This window comes from Acinetobacter sp. YH12068_T (assembly GCF_024606005.1).
Lineage (GTDB): Bacteria > Pseudomonadota > Gammaproteobacteria > Pseudomonadales > Moraxellaceae > Acinetobacter > Acinetobacter amyesii.
Map to the genome: position 1 here is coordinate 330,031 of NZ_CP094555.1, position 23,306 is coordinate 353,336.

The following is a 23,306-nucleotide window of genomic DNA, read 5'->3' on the forward strand; positions in this document are numbered from 1 at the left end:
AAAGAAATAGGTGACTCCTTGCCAAGCAAAGAGTTTGAAACCCTACCAAATATCTATTTGGTAGGGCCAATGGGGGCAGGAAAAACAACCGTAGGGCGACATTTAGCAGAATTGTTAGGACGTGAATTTCTAGACAGTGATCATGAAATTGAACGTAAAACAGGTGCGACCATTCCTTGGATTTTTGAAAAAGAAGGGGAAAAAGGCTTTAGAAGTCGTGAAACGAATGTCATTGATGAGTTAACTGCAAAGAAACAACTGGTCTTGGCGACTGGCGGTGGTGCTGTGACTCAGCCCCCAAATCGTGAATTTTTAAAACAACGTGGTATTGTTGTTTATCTATATACTCCGGTGGAAATTCAGTTACAACGAACTTACCGCGACAAAAATCGCCCACTTCTTCAAGTGGAAAATCCAGAGCAAAAGCTACGAGATTTATTGGCTGCCCGTGATCCGCTTTATCGTGAAGTCGCGCACTATATTATTGAAACCAATCAAGGTGCTGCGAGAGATCTTGCGCAAAAAATTTTTAATTTAATTGTTTCACAAAATATATCTCGTTAGAAAAGGTTAAATTCATGCAAACCTTACATGTTGAACTCGGTGATCGTCGCTACCCTATTTTTATTGGGAGTGACCTTAATCCACAAACTTTACTTGAGCCTTATGTTCAGGGTAAACAAGTGATGATTGTCTCTAATACCACAGTTGCACCGCTCTATTTAAAACATTATGTAGAAGCAATTGAGGCATTAGGGAAAACTGTTGCGACATGTATTTTGCCTGATGGTGAAAAGTATAAAAATTTAGACCATTTGAATTTAATTTTTGATGCCTTGCTCGAAGCAGGCTTTAACCGCGATTGTACGGTTTTGGCATTAGGTGGTGGTGTCATTGGAGATATGACCGGTTTTGCCTCTGCATGCTATCAACGCGGTGTGTATTTTATTCAAGTGCCGACGACTTTGCTGTCTCAAGTGGATTCAAGTGTCGGTGGAAAAACCGGGATTAACCATCCACTGGGTAAAAACATGATTGGTGCCTTTCAGCAACCCCAAGTGGTCCTTGCGGATATGGCGCAATTAAAAACTTTGCCAGCGCGTGAACTTTCTGCAGGTTTGGCTGAAGTCATCAAATATGCCTTGTTGGGTGATGTTGAATTCTTAGCTTGGCTTGAACAGCATATGGATGCTTTAGTTGCAGGTGATGCAACTTTGTTGGCTGAAGCAGTATATCGTTCATGCGCTCATAAAGCGCGTATTGTGGCTAATGATGAAAAAGAACAAGGTGAACGTGCGTTATTAAACCTGGGTCATACCTTTGGTCATGCGATTGAATCGTACTTGGGATATGGTGAATGGTTACATGGTGAAGCCGTTGCAACTGGTATGGTGATGGCTGCAGATTTGTCCCATCGTATGGGCTGGATCACACTTGAAGATTTAGAGCGTACAAAAAAAATCATTTTACGTGCACAATTACCGATAGTTTGCCCTAAAATTCCGCTAGAGGAATTTTTGGTGTATATGTCCCATGATAAAAAAGTATTGAATGGGCAATTACGACTTATTTTACTGAAATCATTAGGTCAGGCCATCATCACCAAAGAGTTTGATGTCGAATTAATGAAACAGGCAATTTTGGCAAATCAGGCAGAGTAGGTACATCATGGCAGCGCGGCAGTCTCAATGGCAAAAAGTTCATCACTACACATGGTTGGTGGGTGGAGCTGTGTGTCTGTTCGCTGCATTGGTTTTCTGGGCGATTACAGATACCAAAGAATTGGTTGAAGTTGAAAAACAAGCGGAAACCGAAGTGGATTTGCAAATTCAGCCAGAGAAAGTGGCAGCAATGTCCCATCTTGGTGCATTAAATGACGAAGTGCGTCCGCTTGATATGACGACACGCGTAGTTGCTACAGCTCAACATGAACCAGAATTCCGCGGCACTAAATTTATCAATGATTCTGTCAAGCTTTATGGTATTGAATTATTTAGGGTTTCTGAAGAAGATATTTTAAAAAGCTTCTTACGCAAGCAGCCTGAGCGTCACAAATTTATTTATCTACGTCTTTCTGGTGAAGACCATCCTGAGCAATACGTCATTTTAACAGGACCATATTCGTCTCAAAATGATGCGAAAACTGCAATGTCGAGCCTCAATATTGCTTTGCCTGCATCAATTAAACCTAAGGTTGTGGAATTTAAACAATATCAAGCATATGTGAATGACTTAGGCGCGGAAGAAATGTCGTCGAGTCAAAAGTTATATGCTGTTAAATTAAAGTCTGTGCCTTTACCGAAAATTGATGAAGCTCAAATCGCAGCACGAAAAGCAGCGGCTGCAGCGTCGGTAACAACTCCAGCTAATGCAACAACAAGTACTACGGTGACTCGCCGTGATGCTGAAGGGAATGTGATTGATGTGCAAAAATCACAAAGTAGTGTAGATGCACCACGTCCAAAACCTGCACCGCTAGAACTAGAAGTAACCGATCCTTTTAATTAGTTCTAAAATAGCGCAAGACGTCTTAGGAAAAGCTTAAACTGCACAGAAAAAGTGCATAAAATAAAAAAAGAACAATTTGAATTATTTGTTATAACTAAAAAATGCTTGTAATCAGCCATCTTAGGAGAAAATGCATCAAGTTGGCATGTAAATTGCTTAATTGGTGCGTAAATTGAACTTTTCTCCCTGTTTTGGCGCGAAAATGATTCGATAAAAGTGCGAAGTCATTAATCCAGTCGTTATCCCTGATCTGAACTGCAAAAGCAGAAAATTTGACTTCTATTCATGCATCTAAGATGAAATCGGTTTATCTTAAAGGTGTGAATAAGAAATAATTTTGCTCGACAGAACAATTCATGTGAGTAAGTTAAGACGAATCGCAACAAGAAATTAGTTTGTTAAGTGCTCGAAAGAGCTGTAAAGAAAAGAAGGGTACGCTATGCACATGCCATCGCCTAATACTGTAGCTCCCGCTCAAGGTTTATACCAACCGGATGAGTTTAAAGATAACTGTGGTTTCGGTTTAATCGCCCATATGCAGGGTGATGCAAGCCATGATCTCGTCAAAACCGCAATGCATAGTTTAAGTTGTATGACCCACCGTGGTGGTATTGCCGCAGATGGTAAAACCGGTGACGGCTGTGGTCTACTCCTTGCTATGCCAAAAGAATTTTTCCGTGAAGAAGCGAAAAAACTCAGTGACATTACATTGAGTGAAATCTTTGCTGTGGGTACTGTATTTCTAAACCTAGACCCTGCATTAGCCGCACATGCAAAACAAATTTTAACCAAAGAAATCGAAGACGAAGGTTGTAAAGTCATCGCTTGGCGTGTTGTGCCAACCAATAACGATGCGTTGGGTTCAATCGCGATGCAGTCATTGCCTGCATTTGAACAAATTATCGTGAATTGCCCAATGGGTGTTTCAGAGGTTGAATTCAACCGTAAGTTGGTGATGGCACGTCGTCGTGCAGAACAACAGCTGACTGCTGACCCATACTTCTATGTAACCACTTTATGCTCAACTGTGATCAGCTATAAAGGTTTGATGATGCCAGCAGCCATTGCTGACTTCTATACCGATCTTGCTGATGAGCGTTTAAAGTCACACATTGTTGTATTTCATCAGCGTTTCTCAACTAATACTTTGCCTCGTTGGCCATTGGCTCAGCCGTTCCGTTACTTAGCACACAATGGTGAGATCAATACCATTACCGCAAACCGTAACTGGGCGATGGCACGTACACCAAAATTTGAAAACCCATTATTGCCGGGTTTAACTGAGCTGAATCCAATTGTAAACCGTACAGGTTCGGATTCTTCAAGCTTAGATAATATGTTGGAAATCCTTGTCGGTGGCGGTATGGACTTGTTCCGTGCGCTACGCATGTTGGTTCCACCTGCTTGGCAAAACGTTGAAACTTTAGATGCGGACTTACGTGCATTCTACGAATTCAACTCGAAGCATATGGAAGCATGGGATGGTCCAGCAGGTCTGGTAATTCAAGATGGTCGTCATGCGATTTGTATGCTTGACCGTAATGGTTTACGTCCAGCACGTTGGGTAATTACTAAAAATGGTTACATCACCTTGGCGTCAGAAATTGGTGTTTGGGGTTATGAACCTGAAGACGTTGTATCTAAAGGTCGTGTCGGTCCAGGTCAAATTTTGGTGATCGATACCTTTACTGGCAAAATGCTCGATACTCAAGATGTGAGTAATCACCTCAAACGTATGCGTCCGTACCGTCAGTGGTTACGTGAAAACTCAGTACGTGTACAAGGCAGTCCAGAGCTGGAAGAATATTTGTGTGATCAAGGCTTAAAAGGTGATGACCTGAAAGCTTCACAAAAAATGTTCATGGTGACATTTGAAGAACGTGACCAATTGCTTCGTCCAATCGCTGAAAGTGGTCAGGAAGCCGTGGGCTCAATGGGTGATGATACGCCAATGGCAGTATTGTCTCGTCAGGTGCGCCATGTGTCTGACTACTTCCGTCAGCAGTTCGCTCAGGTTACGAATCCGCCAATCGATCCATTACGTGAATCGATCGTAATGTCGTTAGAGACATGCCTCGGCCGTGAACAAAATGTATTTGAACAAGGTCCAGAGCATGCGGATCGTCTGATCATTTCAAGCCCAGTACTGTCAAATTCGAAAATGCATCAAATCCGTACCCTTGGTCGTAAAGGTTACGAGATTGCAGATATCGACCTGAACTATGCAGAAGATGAAGGCTTAGAAGCTGCCATCGCGCGTATTTGTGAAGAATCTGCGCAAGCGATTCGCGATGGAAAGACATTACTTGTATTGTCTGATAAGAAAATCCGTCAAGGTTTCTTACCTGCAAATGCATTGATGGCGACTGGTGCGGTTCACCATTATTTAATCAATGTGGGTCTTCGTACCGATGCCAACATTATTGTCGAAACTGGTTTAGCACGTGATGCACACCAGTTTGCGGTGATTCTTGGTTTTGGTGCGACTGCGATCTATCCGTACTTGGCTTATGACGTGATCAATGACTTGATCGCGAAAGGTGAGTTGTTGGGTGATCCAATTCATGCGCAAGCGAACTTCCGTAAAGGTATTGAGAAAGGCTTATTAAAAGTCCTTTCTAAAATGGGTATTTCTACTGTTGCCTCTTACCGTGGCGGTCAGTTGTTTGAAGCGGTCGGCCTCTCTGATGAAGTGGTTGCAAAATGCTTTACTGGCGTGCCGAGCCGTATTAAAGGCGCAACATTCTCTGATCTAGAAAATGACTTGAAAAAATTGGCCGATTTGGCGTGGAAATCACGTAAGCCAATCGATCAAGGCGGTATGCTGAAATTTGTATTCGGTAAGGAATATCACGCATTTAACCCAGATGTGATCAATGCGCTGCATAAATCTGTGCGTTCTGGTAATTATGCGGACTTTAAAGAATACGCAGAGCTAGTGAATAACCGTCCAATCGCGACGATTCGTGACTTATTCAAACTTAAAACTGATAATTCAATTGCGCTTGATCAAGTTGAATCCGTAGAAGAAATTCTGCCGCGTTTTGACTCGGCTGGGATGTCTTTAGGTGCATTATCACCTGAAGCGCACGAAGCTATTGCAATCGCTATGAATACCATTGGTGGTCGTTCAAACTCTGGTGAGGGCGGTGAAGACCCTGCGCGTTACGGTACCATTCGTAACTCGAAAATCAAACAAATTGCATCTGGCCGTTTTGGTGTGACCCCTGCATATCTAACTTCTGCAGAAGTCCTTCAAATTAAAGTGGCACAAGGTGCAAAACCAGGTGAAGGTGGTCAGTTGCCGGGCGGTAAAGTGAATGGCTTAATTGCACGTTTACGTTACTCAGTACCGGGTGTGACATTAATTTCTCCGCCACCGCATCACGACATCTACTCAATCGAAGATTTATCACAGTTAATTTTCGATTTAAAACAGGTTAACCCACAGGCGATGGTGTCAGTTAAGCTGGTTTCTGAGCCAGGTGTTGGTACGATTGCGGCAGGTGTAGCGAAAGCTTACGCAGACTTCATTACCATTTCTGGTTATGACGGTGGTACAGCGGCTTCTCCACTTTCTTCAATTCACCATGCAGGTTCTCCATGGGAGCTTGGTCTATCTGAGGCGCATCAGGCGCTTCGTGTGAATGACCTGCGTGGTAAAGTCCGTGTACAAACTGATGGCGGCTTGAAAACGGGTCTAGATGTTGTGAAAGCTGCGATTCTAGGAGCTGAAAGTTTTGGTTTCGGTTCTACACCGATGATCGCATTGGGTTGTAAATACCTACGTATTTGCCATTTAAACAACTGTGCGACCGGTGTTGCAACACAACAAGATCATTTACGTCAGGAACACTATATCGGTGAGCCTGAAATGCTGATCAACTTCTTCCATTTTATTGCGGAAGAAACACGTGAATGGTTAGCAGCGCTAGGCGTTGCAAGTCTGAAAGATTTGATTGGCCGTACAGATTTACTGGAAATGCTTCCAGGTGAAACTGAAAAACATGCACATCTTGATTTGAGCGCATTGCTCCAATCGCATCCTGCGGCTGAAGGCAAAGCACAGTACTGTGAAGTACAAGGTAATGCACCATTTGATAAAGGCCTCTTGGCTGAAAAAATGGTGGCAGAAATGCTGCCAGCGATTGAAGCAGGTACAGGCGGTGAATATAGCTTCACAATTGGTAACTGTGACCGTTCAATTGGTGCGCGTATTTCGGGTGAGATTGCAAAACGTTATGGCAACCTCAGTATGGAAGCGCATCCTGTTAAAGTTAAATTAACAGGGACTGCAGGTCAGTCATTGGGTGTTTGGAACGCCGGTGGTTTACACATCAGCCTAGAAGGCGATGCGAATGATTACGTGGGTAAAGGTATGGCTGGCGGTCGTATCTCGATCTTCCCACCTAAAGGTTCACCGTTCCAAACGCAAAATACTGCGATTATTGGTAACACCTGTTTGTATGGTGCAACAGGCGGTAAATTGTTTGCTGCAGGTACAGCAGGCGAGCGTTTTGCTGTACGTAACTCAGGTGCGTTTGCCGTGATTGAAGGCGCAGGCGACCACTGCTGTGAATACATGACGGGTGGTATCGTGACTGTATTGGGTAAAGTGGGTCATAACTTTGGTGCGGGTATGACAGGCGGTTTCGCTTATGTGCTCGACCTCGACAATGACTTTGTTGACCATTACAACCACGAACTGATTGAATTGAACCGTATCTCTACAGAATCGATGGAAGAACACAAAGAGTTCTTGTGCCGTATCTTAGATGAACATATTAAAGAAACAGGTAGTGCTTGGGCGTATAAGATCCGCAACGAGTTTGACTTCTATAGCCGCAAATTCTGGCTTGTGAAACCAAAAGCTGCTAATTTGCAGACTTTGTTGAAAACAACTCAAGCTGATCCACAATAATTCCACTACTGCAGATTTGATAGGCAGGTGTAAGTCCAAACATGCTTACACCTACCCACGGAGAGAGACATGGCAGAGCGCCTAAATAATGACTTTCAGTTCCTGGATGTAGCACGCCAAGATCCAGAGAAAAAAGATCTAGTTGTCCGCAAAGCAGAATTTGTGGAAATTTATAAACCGTTTACAGCTGAAGTTGCAAAAAACCAAACTCACCGCTGCCTTGGCTGTGGTAACCCGTATTGTGAATGGAAATGTCCAGTACATAACTACATTCCAAACTGGTTAAAACTGATTGCAGAAGGTCGCATTTTCCAAGCGGCAGAATTGTGCCATCAAACCAATACATTACCTGAAGTCTGTGGTCGTGTTTGTCCACAAGACCGTTTATGTGAAGGCGCGTGTACGCTAAATGATGGCTTTGGTGCAGTCACCATTGGTAATGCTGAAAAATACATTAACGATACGGCTTTTGCATTGGGCTGGCGTCCAGATATGTCACACGTTAAGTGGACAGACAAAAAAGTTGCGATTATTGGTGCAGGCCCTGCTGGCCTTGGCTGTGCAGATATTCTTGTACGTAATGGTGTGAAGCCAGTTGTATTCGATAAACGCCCTGAAATTGGTGGTTTGCTGACATTTGGTATTCCAGAATTCAAAATGGAAAAAGATGTGATGAAACGTCGCCGTGAGATTTTCTCTGGCATGGGCGTTGAATTCCGTCTAAATACTGAAATTGGTAAAGATGTGACCATTGATCAGCTTTTGGCTGATTACGACGCTGTATTCATGGGTATGGGAACCTATACTTACATGAAGGGTGGTTTTGCGGGTGAAGATCTTGTTGGTGTTCATGATGCACTGGATTTCTTAATTGCCAATGTCAACCGTACGCAAGGTTGGGAAAAAGATCCATCTGAATACATCAGCATGGAAGGTAAAAAAGTGATTGTTCTGGGTGGTGGTGATACCGCGATGGACTGTAACCGTACCTCGATCCGTCAAGGTGCCGAATCTGTTGTCTGTGCCTACCGTCGTGATGAAGAAAACATGCCGGGTTCACGTCGTGAAGTGAAAAATGCGCGTGAAGAAGGTGTGGATTTCCAGTTTAATCGTCAGCCGATTGAAATTGTGGGTGAAAATGGCAAAGTGACGGGTGTTAAAGTTGTGACTACACAGCTAGGTGCACCTGATAGTCGCGGTCGTCGAAGCCCTGAACCAGTTCCGGGTTCAGAAGAAATTTTACCAGCAGATGCAGTATTGCTTGCCTTCGGTTTCCGTACCAGCCCTGCAGATTGGTTTACTACATCAAACATTAGTATGGATGGTTCAGGTCGCGTCATTGCTGCTGAACAGCAAGAATTTAAATTCCAAACATCGAATCCGAAAATTTTTGCCGGCGGTGATATGGTCCGTGGATCTGACCTTGTGGTAACCGCAATCTGGGAAGGTCGCCAAGCTGCAGAAGGTATTCTTGACTACTTAGATGTTTAAGTCATGACATGCCAGTGATTGCATTGGATTTATTCAAAAAAACTCGCTTCGGCGGGTTTTTTATTTTTTGGAATTTACCTCAAATGACAAGTAAATGGATTTTGCAGATAAATACGCTGAAAAGTTGTCAGACAGCGCTTTAGAATGGTGAATTATGCAAATGTGCTAGCACATTTTGCCATGTGTGAAAGAGCTTAGGAATTACATACTGCGATCATGATCCAAATCTTAGGAAGCGACCATGACGCAAGTGACGACACAAAAAACATATCTAAATCGTCCTAAAGCCATTGGCATTACGGTACGTCGAGCACAATTCAATCCTAAAGCGATTCGCCGGCATTATTTTGCCAACTCACCGGTGATGTCGCATTTGTTGACGGCATTGTCATCGACCTTTCCCATTGGTGAGCAATTCTTTGTGCATAGCGTCCGTAATGTACGCGATAAAGTCAGTGATGAAAAATTGCAAGCTGAGATCGCGGCATTCATTGGGCAAGAAGCGATGCACTCCAAAGCCCACGCTGAATTTAACGATGCTTGGCGCAGTGAAACCTATAATTTAGATCGTTTCCAAGCATGGCTGGCACGTAAAGACAGCTATGTAAAAAACTTACATCCAAAGATTCAACTGGCAATTACCTGTGCTTTTGAACATTTTACAGCGTTGCTCGGTGGCTATATTTTAAGACATCCTGAAGTGCTGAGTACTTTAGATGATGATGCGGTGAAACTTTGGGTGTGGCATGCGATTGAAGAAATTGAGCATCGCGCAGTGGCATTTGATGTATATCAACATGTCTATGGAGATGACAAAATACGCCGCATGATTATGCGCAGTGTGACCACGGGTTTTGCAAGTCTTACGTTTTATTCTGCAACGAAGCTATTTATGCAGGATAAGAAAAAAAGTTTGCCGAAGGTTGGTGGAAATATATTCGGGGCGTATTTATTGGCAAAAATGTTTATTCAATTGGCGCCTGAATATTTGTCATATTACAAAGCAGAATTCCATCCGAGCGAAATTGATTACAGTCAGATCGTGAAATATTGGAAAGAACGTCTCGCTGACGAATATCAAATGGAAAGTTTTATGACTGAAATTACGCCGCAATTGTATAGTTAATTCAACATGATAAAAAAAGCCCGAGTTGTGGGCTTTTTTTAATGCTAGATATCTTAGGAGTAGATGAATTTAATCACAAAGAAAATACATAATTCATTCGAAAAATAAGGTTAGAATGAATTTATTTAAACAATTACAAATAAATACTTGAGGTTAAGGGTTATGAATTCAATGAAAAAAAGCATGCTCGCAATCGCATTAGTCAGTACATTGACCCTGAGTGGTTGTGGCTATAACACATTACAAGTTAAAGACGAAGCCGTTACAGCAGCATGGTCTGAGGTGCAAAACCAATATCAACGCCGTGCAGATTTGGTGCCTAATCTTGTCAATGTCGTGAAAGGCTACGCGAAACATGAGGAACAAGTACTGACCGAAGTGACTCAAGCACGTGCCAATGTTGCGGGCTTAAAAGTGGATAAGGAAGTTTTGGAAGATCCAGCACTGTTCCAAAAATACCAAGAAGCACAGGCACAAATGACTAGCGCACTTTCTCGTTTAATTGCAGTCTCGGAAAATTATCCAGACTTAAAAGCCAATGAGCAATTCCGTGATTTACAGGTGCAGCTTGAAGGCACTGAAAACAGGATCGCTGTCGCACGTAATCGCTACATTACTACGGTACAAGACTTTAATGGCTATGCACGCCAGTTCCCGCAAGTGATGACAGCTAAAGTCATCGGTATGGATAACAAGCCTAATTTTAGCGCAGAGCAAAGTGCACAAACTGCACCGAAAGTTGATTTTAATTAATTGGCATCACTGCATTGTGAGGTGGGCTGATGGTGGATTTTGAGCTAAAACATACAGGTTTGTTGTGGTTGCAGCGCATGGTTTTAGCATGCTTATTGTGTGTGGTGGGTTTCACACATGCAGAAACTGCCACCGCTACAGATGTAGATGCTGAAACAGTTGTTGTCAGTAAAATATTAAAAGATCAACAATCAGCTACGCAAAAAGAAACAACAGCAGAGCCTGAAATCAAAATTCAGCAACCACAAATTGCTAATGATATGGCAGATGGCGAGTCAATTCGTGGACTACCAACACTGAATGAACCTGTAGTTGATCAGGCAAACTTACTTTCCGCTGCTGAAAAGCAAGCCATTAGCCAGAAAATTTTACAGTTACACGAACAAGGCAAGGCACAAATTGGCGTCGTGATTGTGCCAACCACAGGTCAAGAAGATATTTTTGATTATGCCATGCGTGTTGCAGAAAAATGGCAACTCGGTTCTGCAAAACGTGACAACGGGATATTGATGGCGATCGCTGTGAATGATCGTCGCATACAAATATTAACGGGTTATGGGTTAGAAGGAATCATGCCCGATATCATCGTTAGTCGCATAATTCGTAATCAAATCACACCGTATTTTAAGCAAGCCCAATATGCTCAAGGCATAGATGCTGGCTTAACGGAAATAACACGTATTTTAAATCAAGACCCTGAAGTTGCAGCTCAGGCAGCCCAAGAGTTGAAAGAGCGTCAGGAACAAGCCTTACACGAACAACAAGCCAAAGAGAAAACGTTTACAACGGTTCTCATCATTTTGGTTATTGGTATTTTTGCATCCTTTATTGTGGGTAAGCGCTTAAGTGCGTCAACTGCTGCTGTTGCAGGTACCGTTGCTGGTTTGGTCAACGGTGCAGGTCTACTCACCAGTCTGTTGATGGGTGGAGCAATTTTCTTTCTACTGATTACTGCTATTGCTCAAACCATTTTTCAAATGTTCCTTGCTGGTGGTGGGGGCGGTGGAGGCCGTAGCGGAGGTGGTGGCTTTGGTGGCGGCGGCTATAGCGGAGGCGGTGGTGGCTTTGGCGGTGGGGGAGCATCAGGTTCATGGTAACGAAAACAGAAACAACAGAAATTGTCACCTGTCCTAAAACACAGGAAATACAACAACCAAGTTTTAAACGCTGGTTGAAGCACTTTTTTTATATGCCTGCAGCAAACCGGTTTTTTAATAAGCAAGATCAGCAGGCCATTGCGCAAGCGGTGACAGAAGCTGAGCATGGCCATGTGGGTGAAATACAAGTGGTGATCGAAGGGCATATTCCGTCAAACCAAGCCTATTACCAAAATACCCGCGCGCGTGCTGAACAACTCTTTGCTGAACTGGGTGTGTGGGATACGGAGTTTAATAGTGGCGTTTTGCTTTATCTAAACTTGTGTGAACGTCAGGTGGAGATTGTCATTGATCGCGGGATGAGACAGGCGACCGATCCCCAAGTGTGGCAGGCTATTTGCGCGCGAATTATCCAAAATATGCAAAATAAACAATACCGACTAGCTTTGACGGTTGGTGTAAAAGAGATCGGTGAAGTGATGGATCACTTTTATGCAGGGAAGTCTGTAGATCGAAATAATGAAATTGCAAATGCGCCAATAATTCTGCGCTAAAAAAACGGTGATAAAGTGACACAAATCGTCACTTTTAAACACAAAAAGAGACGTAATGATTACAAAAAATAAAAATATTTTTTTAAAGTGCTGTTTTTTCTGTCATTTTCACTATAATAAATCTTGGCACGCTCTGTGCTATTTATAAAACAAGCTACATAGCTTTATTAAATAATTAAATTAAAAAACATTTGTGGAGAATGTTATGAAATCAGTTCAAAAGGGTTTTACTCTGATTGAATTAATGATCGTTGTTGCAATTATCGGTATTCTTGCTGCGATTGCGATTCCAGCTTATCAAGACTATACAGTTCGTGCGCGTGTTTCTGAAGGCTTAACAGCAGCTTCAGCTGTGAAAGCAACTGTTACAGAAAATATTTCTAATAACGGTGGTGCATTGGCAGCAGATAACTGTGTAGGCTTTACTGATACAACAGGTGGTACTGGTAATGTGGCTTCTGTAGCATGTGCTCCAGCAACAGGTATTATTTCTGTTACTATGGGTGCTAAGGCGCAGAACGTAGCAATGACATTAGAACCAACTCCTTCGGCAACAGGTGTTACATGGGTTTGTAAATCAGCAGCAACTGTCCATAAATATGTTCCTGCTGAATGTCGTAATGTGGCTGCTGCAGGTGGTGCTGCAGGTGGTGCTGCAGGTGGTGCTGCAGGTGGTGCTGCAGGTGGTGCTGCAGGTGGTGCTGCAGGTGGTGCTGCAGGTGGTGCTGCAGGTGGTTAATAATTAGTTTGATTGAAAAAGGTTACCATAAGGTAGCCTTTTTTATTTAAATATTTCACGGGGCAAAAAATTGAAACATAGCGTACTACTAATTATTTATTATTATATTTAGAAATACTCTGATTGATTTTCCCATTGAAAGGCTTTGTTGCACAAACCTATCTGTAAAGGCTTTTTCAGCGATATAATTTTCAAATGAAGAAGCCTACACACAAAATCTATCGCACAACCAATTGGCCCGCATATAACCGAACACTCATGAGTCGCGGAAATATTGCCATTTGGTTTGATCCTGCTACGCAATGGTATGCTCCATCAAAAGGCAAACAAGGGCGAAATCAAACCTACTCCGACGCAGCTATCCAATGCTGCTTAATGATTAAATCCTTATTCCGTCTATCTTTACGTATGGTCACTGGCTGTGTGCAAAGTCTGATTAAACTTTGTGGATTAAATTGGACCGCACCAGATTACAGTACGCTTTGTAGAAGACAAAAGCATATTGATATTGCAATCAGCTACCAAAAAAGTAGCGATGGGCTGCATCTACTCATAGACTCTACAGGCATGAAGTTTCTAGGTGAGGGCGAATGGAAACGCAAGAAACATGGACCTGAATATCGTCGCCAATGGCGTAAACTTCATATTGGTATAGATGCTGAAACCCTTCAAATACGCGCTATTCAACTCACTACAAATAATGTGAGTGATTCACAAGTGCTTGGTGATTTACTCGATCAGATTCCACAAGATGAGCAGATTGACTCTGTTTATACCGATGGAGCTTATGACACCAAGCAATGCCGTCAGGTCATTGCAGATCGGCAAGCGCATGCGGTGATTCCACCTAGAAAAAATGCGAAACCATGGAAAGATACAAAGATCAGCTCGCTAGCACGAAATGAATTACTTCGAACAGTTAAACGTTTAGGCAAGACATTATGGAAAAAATGGTCCGGCTATCATTGCCGAAGTTTGGTCGAAACTAAGATGCATTGCATCAAATTATTGGGGGATAAACTCAGTGCAAGAAAATTTGATAGCCAAGTCAATGAAATTCATGCACGTGTAGCAGTCCTCAACAGATTTACGGAATTAGGTCGACCACTTACCCAAGTTACGCCTTAAATTTGGCTCAATTAGGGGGCTTTGTATTTCAAATCTTTGTGCAACAAAGCCAATTCGAAATAAAATCGCTTCAATAAAATTCCGTAAATTTAATTTGAGATAAATATTAAAGTGACGGAAAATAGCAAGTAACTTGGACCAGTGTTGATCATTTAGCATTGTTCGAGGCATAGCGAGTGTAAAATTGGGTTTGGCGATTTAATTTTACTATCTCGCTATTTTTTTAATCAACAAATGTCAACAGATCCTAATAAGTTTAAATCTGACTTTGAATATAATTTTCTATACCCACAGACTCAACAAGGTCTAACTGAGTTGTTGCCCAATCCAGCCATTCTTCTTCTTTTTCTAAAATCTCTTGAACTAGATCTCGAGTGACATAATCTAACTGTTCTTCTGCTAGTTTAGCTGCGGTTTGAATGGCTTCGATGTTCTCTTTGACTTTACGCACATCACAATTTAAGGCTTCAACAGTATGCTGACCGATATAGAGTTTACCGAGGTGCTGTAAGTTTGGTAAACCTTCTAAAAATAGAATACGCTCAATAATTTTATCGGCATGCTTCATTTGACGAATTGATTCTTTATATTCCGAAGAACCGAGTTGCTCAATGCCCCAATCGTTAAACATGCGTGAATGAAGAAAATATTGGTTAATTGCAGTTAAATGATGATAAAGCACCTGATTTAACTGATTAATTACATCACGATTGCCTTTCATGTTTGACTCCTTAACTGCAATAAAGCTCGAACTAAGCAATATAAATTCGATATTAGAATAGAAATATCTTAAACAACAAAGTGTAATTTAGCGAGTGTTTTATAGAACAGCAAATGAAAATCACAATCAAAACAAGGCGCTAATTTTCAGGGCTTTAATAAATAAAAACCCGCTTAGAGTCAGAAGCGGGGGAGGAGGAATGGTCTGAGACCATTGGTTTTATAATTATGATTGTTGAGAAAATTTAAAAGCTTGGCTTATGCAGCAATTGCGATACGGGCTGCAATTTGTGCAACTTCATCACTGATGATCATACGTGCTTCAGGAGCACAGCGACCACAACAGGTGCCTAAATCGAGCATATCGCGAACTTCACGATAGCTTTCTGCACCATTGGCAATTGCATCTTTAATGTCTTGATCAGTAATACCACGGCACAAACAAACGTACATGAAATCAAACCAAGTGAATAAATGGGATGAGTAATATTATTGATAATTATTATCGTTTGTCAATAAAAATCATTTAAAAATACTATAATGCTGATTGAGTTTTTGAATAAAAAAATGTCATTTAAGCGGAAATCTGAGTAATGCTCAGATTTCCATGAAAGGCTTTTGATCTTTTAGTATGAGATATTTCGCGAAAGGCTTAATCAGAGTTTACTAAATTATTGATTAATAATCACCACGCCATCCATTTCAACTAGTGCACCTTTTGGAAGGCTAGCAACACCGAGTGCTGCGCGTGCAGGGTAGGGTTGAGCAAAATATTCGCCCATAATTTGGTTGACCAATTGGAAGTTAGAAAGGTCAGTGAGGAAAATATTCAGCTTAGCGATATCGGCTAACGTACCACCTGCAGCTTCACATACCGCTTTTAAGTTGTCGAATACACGGCGAATTTGAGCTTCAATGCCTTCTACCAGCTCCATGCTATATGGATCTAAGCCAATTTGACCTGATAAATACAAAGTGTCGCCCACTAAAATGGCTTGTGAGTAAGTACCAATTGCAGCGGGTGCATTTTCAGTATGGATTACCTGGCGGGACATCTATTTCTCCTATTATCATCACAGACACAACATATATAAAAATGCGGTGTCAGGTTAGCTGGCAACTTTCGCAGGCTCATTTATGGCAACAGGTTGTGCCAAACGACTGATGCGTGGGAAGCCAAAATGCATTCTTAAATTACGGATAATTTCGGCAATTTGTTTACGGTTATGTACAACAATATTCACATAAGTTTTTTCTTCATGTGAACGGACAGTTTCTACACCGACTTTTTCTTTACGGCATAGATAGATCAGCTCTGAAATTTGTTCATCATTTAACAGCATGTTTAAGCATAAATAGGCTGTAAAACTAATGTCCTCACTGTCTTCTGTAGTCCAGTGTAAAGGCATGATATTTTCAGGATGTAAATGCTGTTCATGCAATAAATTATGACAACGTGAACGGTGCACAATCAAACCACGACGTGATAAATGCCCTTGTATTGGATCACCTAAAACGGGGTTACAACAATGCGCATATTTGACGTCGACACCATCAGTACCCAAGATCAAGCGTGCAGAATTTGAAGTCTGAATGGTGTCTTGAGCATATAAATGATTGGCAACCAATTGAGGCAGTAAATCACCCACGGCGATCTGTTCAAATAATTGTTCTTTATCATTTAAATGACGCCAATTCAGCACATTTTCCCAATCGGCTAATGTCAAATCACTCACAGAACGGTTAAAGAGTTTTAATGCGCGATTTAAAGCTTGCTGACCAACTAAGCGTTGTTCGTCTTGGTCTTGGTCACGGAGGATATTTTGTAATGCGCGGCGGGCTTTTTGGGTATTAATAAAGCTTAGCCAGTCAGGGTTTGGTGTTGCAAGAACATCAGTAATAATTTCAATCACTTGACCACTCAGTAATGGTGTTGAAAGGGGCTTAGTTTCCCCATCAATTTTCGCACCAACGGCATGGTTGCCCAAAAATAAGCTCGCTGAATAAGCAAAATCAACCGCTGTCGCACCCTGAGGGAGTTCATGCAAATGACCGTGTGGGGTATAAACCCAAATTTTCTCTTGATGTAGATAATCGAGTAATTCACTAAATGTAGTCTTTGCGCATTCGCCATCCACTAGCACATTTAAATTTTGCATGGAGGCTTGGATCGCTGAGCGACAAGCTTGTGGTGCATTTTCACCGAGAACCACACCAAAGCGCGCCGCTTTACGCATTAACTCCGTTTGGATAGTCAGAGATAAAATGGTCTTTTCACCTTTTAAGCGCATCATCAGTGACTGGTTGCCACCGGGTAACGGGCGGCGAATATGATCGGTGTAATTTAGAACTTTAAAGCTTTCTTTGAGGATGTCTGCAAGTCGGTCACAGTCTGCGATGCTTTGTAAAATAATTTCAAAGGCATGACTATGGGTGAGCTCTTGCAGATCGATATCGTTTTTTACAAAGTGGCGAAGTAATTCAATATTATTATTCTTCTTTTTAATTCGACCTGAAATATGGTGTTGTTCTAGTAAGGCGGTGAGGTTATTTTCCCACTTGGTTTGGTATTCGCAGCGTTTCGGTTTGGTTTGTAATAAAGCTTCTTGAACATTGTTATACATATCTAAGTCGAGATTTTGATAACACAAATGTTCAAGGTTGTCGGCCATTTCATTCATACCGACAAGGCGTGCCATAGGCACAAAAATTTCAAAGGTCTCTTGGGCAATACGAGCACGTTTGTCAGGGCGTAAAGCACCCAGTGTGGTCATATTATGATAGCGATCTGCCAGTTTAATAATAATGACACGTGGGTCTTGTAGTGTGGCTTGCAGAATTTTACGGAAAGATGCTGCCTTATTATATTCTTTATCACTAGAGTGGCTGAGTTTTGTGACGCCGTCGACGAGTTCAGCAACGGTCAGACCAAATTTTTCAGTAATATCTTGTTTGGTAAATTCAGTATCTTCGATGACATCATGTAGTAAAGCAGCCATTAAAGTTTCCGCATCAAGACGCATATGCGCCAAAATACAGCTCACCGCAATCGGGTGAAGGATGTAGGGTTCGCCACTTTTACGTGTAATGCCATCATGGGCAATATCCGCATAGTCGCAAGCTTCAAGCACGCGTTCGACATCACTTACTGAAAGGTAAGCGTCGATGATCACATTTAACTGTTGCTTGGCTTGGCTGACCATTGGGCCTGGCATAGAACACCCTTTTACTACTAATTTACAAATGAAACGGTTAATACTTTAATGAAATGCATATCGCATGACTTGTCAATTTTTTAGTTTAAAAAAATGAAAATCTTTTTTGCTTGCTTTGCACTTCTTAAGCTTATGTTATAACTGTTCTGAGTAAAATATTAAAGAGAATCCATAAAAAAAGCCTAGTTAAAAACTAGGCTTTTAAGGTCAGGTTTATCTTATTGGAAAGAAAAACCGTCTAAGTTTAGGTTATTTGCAGAAAGTGCAAGGTCTAAACTTGAAGTTTGGTAGTCTTGTTCACGTTGTTTCAAAATGTCTTTAGAAACGTGACCCGCTGCGATTTCACGAAGAGCAACAACGGTTGGTTTGTCATTGTCCCACTCAACAGTAGGTTCGATACCTTGACGTGCCAATTGACGCGCGCGTTTGCTTGCCACTAGTACAAGCTCAAAGCGGTTGTCTACATGGTCTAAACAATCTTCAACGGTTACGCGTGCCATAAGAATTCTCGTTTGAATATAAATTTTTAACAGACTGTGCAGTATAAGGTGCTTTGTCTATAGACTCAAGTTTTAATCACTGCTCAGTCGGCGTGATTAATTTTTCAATTAACTGCTGATGACGTGTCGCTTGCTGTTTTAAAGCCAAACGATTGGCAATAATTACAGACTCTAAATCATGTAAGGCTTTATTAAAGTCATCATTAATAATGATATAGTCAAAATTAACGTATTGCTGCATATCTTCTACGGCACAGCTAAGACGATGTTCAATGACTTCAACAGAGTCTGTACCACGATTGGATAAACGTTGACGTAAATCGAACTGACTCGGAGGGAGAATAAAAATTTGTCTAGATTCAGGAAAAAGTTTACGAACCTGTTCAGCACCTTGCCAGTCAATTTCAAGTAAAACGTCATGACCTTTGGCCAATTGTTCTTTTACTGTGCGCTGTGCAGTACCGTAATAATTACCAAAAACTTCTGCATATTCAATGAAGCCACCTTCATTTACCAAAGATAGAAAATCTTCTTTTTTTGCAAAATGGTAATGTACGCCGTCTAATTCGCCAGGACGCTGACCACGAGTGGTATGAGAAACAGAGACATGTAAATTGTTTACACGTTCAAGCAGGGCTTTAACGAGGGATGTTTTGCCCGTTCCCGAAGCAGCAGAAACGACAAACAAGAGACCCGACATGATATTTTTCCTGATATGATAAAATATCTTCTCTATTTTAGAGTAGACGCGCGCCAAACAAAATAGTCAGACGTCTATTGTTTACATTTATTTCAAGTGATACCCGTAAAATTGAGTGGGCATTGAGGATTCTATGGAAATTGTTTTAGCTAATCCACGTGGTTTCTGTGCAGGTGTTGATCGCGCCATCGCGATTGTGAACCGTGCATTGGAATGCTTTAACCCACCCATTTATGTACGTCACGAAGTAGTACACAATAAATTTGTGGTGGACGACTTGCGTCAACGCGGTGCGATATTTGTGGATGAACTGGATGAAGTACCTGATGACAATATTGTGATCTTCAGTGCGCATGGTGTATCTAAAGCGGTACAACAAGAAGCTGAACGCCGTGGGCTAAAAGTTTTTGATGCGACCTGCCCTTTGGTGACCAAGGTGCATATAGAAGTGACCAAGTACGCTCGTGAAGGTGTGGAAGCGATTTTGATTGGTCATGAAGGTCATCCAGAAGTTGAAGGGACAATGGGTCAATATGACACCAAAAATGGTGGTTCGATTTATTTGGTTGAAGATGAACAAGATGTTGCAGAGCTAAAAGTGGTGCATCCTGAAAAAGTAGCGTTTGTAACTCAGACAACGCTTTCTATAGATGACACAGCAAAAGTGATTGATGCCTTACGTCAGAAGTTCCCTGAAATTCAGGGGCCGCGCAAAGATGATATTTGTTATGCCACTCAAAACCGCCAAGATGCCGTACGAGATCTTGCTGAGCAATGTGATGTTGTATTGGTTGTGGGTTCACCGAACTCTTCGAATTCGAACCGATTACGTGAATTGGCTGAACGTATGGGTAAGCATGCGTATTTGGTGGACAATGCCGATCAGTTGCAGCAAGACTGGTTTAATGAGCACACAAAAATTGGTGTAACTGCAGGAGCATCTGCACCTGAAATTTTAATTAAACAGGTAATTCAGCGCTTACAAGATTGGGGGGCAAAAGCGCCGCAAGAATTGGATGGTCGTGAAGAGAATATTACATTTAGTTTACCAAAAGAGTTACGTATTCCTGTAACTCAGGCATAAAGTGTTAATGACTTAACATTCTGAATTTTTTAAGAATTGACAGATAATTGCTTTTTGGCAATTATCTGTTTTTTTATGCCTTTTATCCTAATTTGTGTTTGTTTTGTAATTTAATTAGATATTATTTTTAATAGGGTAAAGTTTGGCGCGCCTTGGGGGGAGTATGCAGAAAAATAAAGGATTTACGTTAATTGAGTTGATGGTGACGATTGCTGTGATGGCGATTATTGCCATGATGGCTGCGCCTTCGTTTGTTAAATTAGTTCGAAATTATCAATTAACCACAGATACTCGTGATTTTATTGACTTGTTAGCTGAAACTCGCTCGGAAGCAATATTTAAACAGAAACCACAAATTTTAGCCGTAAATACAACGGTTGTTGATGCATATAAAACTTGGGTGCCGTCTTATATTCAAAAAGATAGTGGTGAGATGTCTTTAACATTTAAACGCTTAGGTCAAATAGATAATGCAGAGTGCTTTATTTTTTCGCATAAAAGTGATTCAACATTAAAGGCTTATGTTTATGTACAAAAGGGTGGAACAGTTGTGTACAACAAATCTTTAACCAGTTGCCCAACCTAAAATTAGGGAAAAATATAATGAAAAATTCTCAAAAAGGTGTTGGTTTGATTGAGGTGTTGGTCGCGCTCATACTGCTAAGTATTGCTGTATTGGGTTTTGTTGCATTACAGATTAGAGCGGTTACAGCAACGACTGAAGCTAGTATGAATGTTCAAGCGACTAATATTGCCCGTGATTTGGCAGAAAGAATGCGTATGAATCGGGATGGTCTGCTTGAATATAAAAGTGATGCGAGTGCGGCAACGAAATGTGCTTCAGAATTTTGTACACCTAAAGAAATGGCTCAATACGACTATGCGCAAGTAAGTAAACATGCTACCGATTTAGGTATGAATATGAATGTTTTAAATTGCCAAGGCTCAACATTGGTTCGTAAATGTGTATATGTTGCATGGGGCGGTACTACAGCAACAAATGGCACGGCCGCAACAGACTGTACAAACGGTGCGGCATATATCCCAAATGCACAATGTATCATTATGGAGGTCTATAACTATGGAAGCTAATAGACATACGACTTCTTATCACCCGATCAACGGTAATCGAGTCAATGCTGGTTTCACCTTAATCGAGCTTATGATTGCATTAGCATTGGGTTTAATCATCGTTGCTGCAGGTTTGGCTATCTTTTTTAGCAGCTCGAAATCCTTAAATTTACAAAATAGCATGGGCGAATTACAACAAAATGCGAATTTTGGTTTATCTGTAGTTACGCATGATATTCGTCATACAAACCTAAATACATTGTCTTCTCAGCGCGTAAACAATATTACTAATGGTTCAGGTGTTATTTTTACTAAAGAAAATCTTCCAACCACTTTAGCTGCTTTTAGTGATTTAGAAAGTAAATACGTAACTGCACAAGATAAAGATGCTGATAATACTTCGGGGAATAGTGACCAACTTACGATGCAGTATGTTCCAGTGGAAGAAACAATTACAGATTGTGAAGGAAATAATATTGATGATGCTTCATCAAAGATTATTGTACAACGCTATTTTGTGGCTGAAACACCACAACAAGTTGCGGGAGAGCCAACGTCTTATTCTTTATATTGTGATGCAGGTTATTACGAATCGACTAGCACAACGATAGATGGTTTGGGTGTGAATGCACAACAGATTATGCAGAGAGTGGATGCATTTAAAATACGTTTAGGTGTTAAGAACCCGGCTGGTAATTTAAGATACATGACCATAAACGATTATAAAAAAGACATGGATGATATTCTAGATGCTGAGCCTTGTGAGGCTGATAAATATGCTACGTCATGTACAAGTACTTATTTAAATGTGGTTTCAATTGATGTTGGCGTGCTATCTCGTTCAACTGGAACAATAGGGGCAGATGCAAGTCTAAATACAAAAAAGACGTTTGATGTGGCGGGGCAAAATGTGACTTTAACAGGTGATGAAGCATTAAATAAAAAATATCTTCGCCAAGCTGTAAATCAAGTCGTTGCTATTCGTAATACATTGGGGGCATCGTAATGAATCAACAAAAAGGTGCGACATTAATTACAGTATTAATTATTTTGGTTATTATTACTTTAATAGGAACAATTGCGGTGAAGTCAGGAATTTTGGGACTTAAAATCGCAACAAATAGCCAAGTTAATTCACTACTTATGGGAAATTCTGACTCAGCATTATTTAATATTGAAAACCCAGATCAAATTGCAAGACAAATGGCACTTGATGGGATGTTTGCTTATTTTAACTCTGCTGCAAATGCAAAGGATGAATTGGTTTTTTGCTATAGAGCAAGTGAAAGTAGTTTTTTTAAACTGTCTAAAGCAAGTGCAATCTCAGCAGATGGTTCAACGACTAAACAAGGTGTTAGTGGGTTTTGTAAAGCCAATCAGTTTTCAATGGGGCGTTCAGCCGTTATTTCTCAAATTTATTTAATGAAAAATACAACAACTGAAACACCGTTTAGTAGTGTTCCTAAAGGTACCAGTATTGGTCAAAGTTCAGTTCCATCAAGCACCAATAATATTGGTGCGACAGTAATTTCTATATTACCAAGTTTTTCTGCTGCATCTAAAGCTGAAATCGAGGCTTGCTTTAAAAAGAAAAGTTCTGAAGTGGCGGCGTGTTTTGAAAATTTAAATATTCCATACAATATGCAACATTCTGATTATGTCGTTGGCGGTCAGCCGAAATTGGTATCGTAAGGAAAGA

At 41.2% G+C, this 23,306-nt stretch carries 21 protein-coding genes and 2 pseudogenes; 16 read left to right on the top strand and 7 right to left on the bottom strand.

All coding sequences use genetic code 11. The features are described 5' to 3' along the window. Nucleotides 1-18 precede the first annotated feature (18 nt). The 11 genes and pseudogenes from aroK (at nt 19) to MST18_RS01615 (ending at nt 14,317) form a co-directional block, all read left to right on the top strand. Nucleotides 19-564, top strand: a complete 546-nt coding sequence (aroK, locus tag MST18_RS01565; protein ID WP_078189378.1) for a shikimate kinase AroK — start codon at nt 19-21, stop codon at nt 562-564. Between the two features lie 14 nt (nt 565-578). After that, the gene (gene aroB / locus MST18_RS01570) at nt 579-1,661 is read left to right on the top strand and encodes a 3-dehydroquinate synthase (protein WP_180133227.1); all 1,083 of its coding nucleotides are present in this window, start codon (nt 579-581) and stop codon (nt 1,659-1,661) included. Between the two features lie 7 nt (nt 1,662-1,668). Next, entirely contained in the window at nt 1,669-2,508 is an 840-nt protein-coding gene (locus MST18_RS01575) for a hypothetical protein (protein ID WP_180133225.1), read from the top strand. 445 nt (nt 2,509-2,953) lie between these two features. Beyond that, nucleotides 2,954-7,429 (top strand): glutamate synthase large subunit, encoded by a 4,476-nt coding sequence (gene gltB / locus MST18_RS01580; protein WP_180133223.1) that lies wholly within the window; start codon nt 2,954-2,956, stop codon nt 7,427-7,429. A 69-nt stretch (nt 7,430-7,498) separates the two neighbouring features. Then, nucleotides 7,499-8,920: an FAD-dependent oxidoreductase gene (locus tag MST18_RS01585; RefSeq protein ID WP_180024289.1), complete on the top strand. Its 1,422-nt coding sequence runs from the start codon at nt 7,499-7,501 to the stop codon at nt 8,918-8,920. 241 nt (nt 8,921-9,161) lie between these two features. Next, entirely contained in the window at nt 9,162-10,046 is an 885-nt protein-coding gene (locus tag MST18_RS01590) for a metal-dependent hydrolase (protein ID WP_180133221.1), read from the top strand. Nucleotides 10,047-10,208: 162 nt separating this feature from the next. Further along, nucleotides 10,209-10,799, top strand: coding sequence for a LemA family protein (locus tag MST18_RS01595; protein ID WP_180133219.1), 591 nt, complete (start codon nt 10,209-10,211; stop codon nt 10,797-10,799). A gap of 29 nt (nt 10,800-10,828) precedes the next feature. Next, nucleotides 10,829-11,896 carry a YgcG family protein gene (locus tag MST18_RS01600; protein WP_180133217.1) on the top strand — a complete coding sequence of 356 codons (1,068 nt, stop codon included), beginning with the start codon at nt 10,829-10,831 and terminating at the stop codon, nt 11,894-11,896. After that, the gene (locus MST18_RS01605; protein ID WP_180133215.1) at nt 11,890-12,450 is read left to right on the top strand and encodes a TPM domain-containing protein; all 561 of its coding nucleotides are present in this window, start codon (nt 11,890-11,892) and stop codon (nt 12,448-12,450) included. The genes MST18_RS01600 and MST18_RS01605 overlap by 7 nt, the downstream gene beginning before the upstream one ends. 205 nt (nt 12,451-12,655) lie before the next feature. Further along, nucleotides 12,656-13,069: pseudogene (locus tag MST18_RS01610) on the top strand (pilin); the annotation flags it as partial. 315 nt (nt 13,070-13,384) lie between these two features. Continuing rightward, nucleotides 13,385-14,317 carry an IS5 family transposase gene (locus MST18_RS01615; protein ID WP_180133211.1) on the top strand — a complete coding sequence of 311 codons (933 nt, stop codon included), beginning with the start codon at nt 13,385-13,387 and terminating at the stop codon, nt 14,315-14,317. 51 nt (nt 14,318-14,368) lie between these two features. Here the strand turns inward: MST18_RS01615 and MST18_RS01620 are convergent. From MST18_RS01620 to gmk, 7 genes and pseudogenes are all read right to left on the bottom strand, one after another. Beyond that, nucleotides 14,369-14,488 (bottom strand): annotated as a pseudogene (locus tag MST18_RS01620) (IS5/IS1182 family transposase); the annotation flags it as partial. Nucleotides 14,489-14,573: 85 nt separating this feature from the next. Further along, a complete protein-coding gene (gene bfr / locus MST18_RS01625) occupies nt 14,574-15,038 on the bottom strand; it encodes a bacterioferritin (RefSeq protein WP_180133209.1) in 465 nt (154 codons plus the stop codon). A gap of 257 nt (nt 15,039-15,295) precedes the next feature. Beyond that, nucleotides 15,296-15,490 carry a bacterioferritin-associated ferredoxin gene (locus tag MST18_RS01630; protein ID WP_078192519.1) on the bottom strand — a complete coding sequence of 65 codons (195 nt, stop codon included), beginning with the start codon at nt 15,488-15,490 and terminating at the stop codon, nt 15,296-15,298. 218 nt (nt 15,491-15,708) lie between these two features. Beyond that, nucleotides 15,709-16,092, bottom strand: coding sequence for a RidA family protein (locus tag MST18_RS01635; RefSeq protein ID WP_078189365.1), 384 nt, complete (start codon nt 16,090-16,092; stop codon nt 15,709-15,711). Nucleotides 16,093-16,146: 54 nt separating this feature from the next. After that, nucleotides 16,147-18,252: a bifunctional (p)ppGpp synthetase/guanosine-3',5'-bis(diphosphate) 3'-pyrophosphohydrolase gene (locus MST18_RS01640; protein WP_180133208.1), complete on the bottom strand. Its 2,106-nt coding sequence runs from the start codon at nt 18,250-18,252 to the stop codon at nt 16,147-16,149. A 218-nt stretch (nt 18,253-18,470) separates the two neighbouring features. Further along, nucleotides 18,471-18,752 (bottom strand): DNA-directed RNA polymerase subunit omega, encoded by a 282-nt coding sequence (rpoZ, locus tag MST18_RS01645; RefSeq protein ID WP_067762989.1) that lies wholly within the window; start codon nt 18,750-18,752, stop codon nt 18,471-18,473. Between the two features lie 76 nt (nt 18,753-18,828). Beyond that, a complete protein-coding gene (gmk, locus tag MST18_RS01650) occupies nt 18,829-19,452 on the bottom strand; it encodes a guanylate kinase (protein WP_180133206.1) in 624 nt (207 codons plus the stop codon). A gap of 133 nt (nt 19,453-19,585) precedes the next feature. Here gmk and ispH point away from each other — a divergent pair, with 133 nt between their 5' ends. The 5 genes from ispH (at nt 19,586) to MST18_RS01675 (ending at nt 23,299) form a co-directional block, all read left to right on the top strand. After that, a complete protein-coding gene (gene ispH, locus MST18_RS01655; RefSeq protein WP_180093061.1) occupies nt 19,586-20,536 on the top strand; it encodes a 4-hydroxy-3-methylbut-2-enyl diphosphate reductase in 951 nt (316 codons plus the stop codon). Between the two features lie 163 nt (nt 20,537-20,699). Further along, the gene (locus tag MST18_RS01660) at nt 20,700-21,122 is read left to right on the top strand and encodes a Tfp pilus assembly protein FimT/FimU (protein WP_180133205.1); all 423 of its coding nucleotides are present in this window, start codon (nt 20,700-20,702) and stop codon (nt 21,120-21,122) included. A gap of 17 nt (nt 21,123-21,139) precedes the next feature. After that, on the top strand, nt 21,140-21,628 hold the full coding sequence (gene pilV, locus MST18_RS01665; RefSeq protein WP_180133204.1) for a type IV pilus modification protein PilV: 489 nt from the start codon (nt 21,140-21,142) through the stop codon (nt 21,626-21,628). Between the two features lie 25 nt (nt 21,629-21,653). Beyond that, on the top strand, nt 21,654-22,613 hold the full coding sequence (locus tag MST18_RS01670) for a PilW family protein (RefSeq protein ID WP_373684463.1): 960 nt from the start codon (nt 21,654-21,656) through the stop codon (nt 22,611-22,613). After that, nucleotides 22,613-23,299: a pilus assembly protein PilX gene (locus MST18_RS01675; RefSeq protein ID WP_180049197.1), complete on the top strand. Its 687-nt coding sequence runs from the start codon at nt 22,613-22,615 to the stop codon at nt 23,297-23,299. Before MST18_RS01670 ends, MST18_RS01675 begins: the two co-directional genes overlap by 1 nt. Nucleotides 23,300-23,306: the final 7 nt, after the last annotated feature.

Excerpts from the sequence above, each read along its gene's own strand:
- aroB (WP_180133227.1), top strand. The coding sequence starts at position 579 with ATGCAAACCTTACATGTTGAACTCGGTGATCGTCGCTACCCTATTTTT.
- MST18_RS01575 (WP_180133225.1), top strand. The coding sequence starts at position 1,669 with ATGGCAGCGCGGCAGTCTCAATGGCAAAAAGTTCATCACTACACATGG.
- gltB (WP_180133223.1), top strand. The coding sequence starts at position 2,954 with ATGCCATCGCCTAATACTGTAGCTCCCGCTCAAGGTTTATACCAACCG.
- MST18_RS01585 (WP_180024289.1), top strand. The coding sequence starts at position 7,499 with ATGGCAGAGCGCCTAAATAATGACTTTCAGTTCCTGGATGTAGCACGC.
- MST18_RS01590 (WP_180133221.1), top strand. The coding sequence starts at position 9,162 with ATGACGCAAGTGACGACACAAAAAACATATCTAAATCGTCCTAAAGCC.
- MST18_RS01595 (WP_180133219.1), top strand. The coding sequence starts at position 10,209 with ATGAATTCAATGAAAAAAAGCATGCTCGCAATCGCATTAGTCAGTACA.
- MST18_RS01600 (WP_180133217.1), top strand. The coding sequence starts at position 10,829 with ATGGTGGATTTTGAGCTAAAACATACAGGTTTGTTGTGGTTGCAGCGC.
- MST18_RS01605 (WP_180133215.1), top strand. The coding sequence starts at position 11,890 with ATGGTAACGAAAACAGAAACAACAGAAATTGTCACCTGTCCTAAAACA.
- MST18_RS01615 (WP_180133211.1), top strand. The coding sequence starts at position 13,385 with ATGAAGAAGCCTACACACAAAATCTATCGCACAACCAATTGGCCCGCA.
- bfr (WP_180133209.1), bottom strand. The coding sequence starts at position 15,038 with ATGAAAGGCAATCGTGATGTAATTAATCAGTTAAATCAGGTGCTTTAT.
- MST18_RS01630 (WP_078192519.1), bottom strand. The coding sequence starts at position 15,490 with ATGTACGTTTGTTTGTGCCGTGGTATTACTGATCAAGACATTAAAGAT.
- MST18_RS01635 (WP_078189365.1), bottom strand. The coding sequence starts at position 16,092 with ATGTCCCGCCAGGTAATCCATACTGAAAATGCACCCGCTGCAATTGGT.
- MST18_RS01640 (WP_180133208.1), bottom strand. The coding sequence starts at position 18,252 with ATGCCAGGCCCAATGGTCAGCCAAGCCAAGCAACAGTTAAATGTGATC.
- rpoZ (WP_067762989.1), bottom strand. The coding sequence starts at position 18,752 with ATGGCACGCGTAACCGTTGAAGATTGTTTAGACCATGTAGACAACCGC.
- gmk (WP_180133206.1), bottom strand. The coding sequence starts at position 19,452 with ATGTCGGGTCTCTTGTTTGTCGTTTCTGCTGCTTCGGGAACGGGCAAA.
- ispH (WP_180093061.1), top strand. The coding sequence starts at position 19,586 with ATGGAAATTGTTTTAGCTAATCCACGTGGTTTCTGTGCAGGTGTTGAT.
- MST18_RS01660 (WP_180133205.1), top strand. The coding sequence starts at position 20,700 with ATGCAGAAAAATAAAGGATTTACGTTAATTGAGTTGATGGTGACGATT.
- pilV (WP_180133204.1), top strand. The coding sequence starts at position 21,140 with ATGAAAAATTCTCAAAAAGGTGTTGGTTTGATTGAGGTGTTGGTCGCG.
- MST18_RS01675 (WP_180049197.1), top strand. The coding sequence starts at position 22,613 with ATGAATCAACAAAAAGGTGCGACATTAATTACAGTATTAATTATTTTG.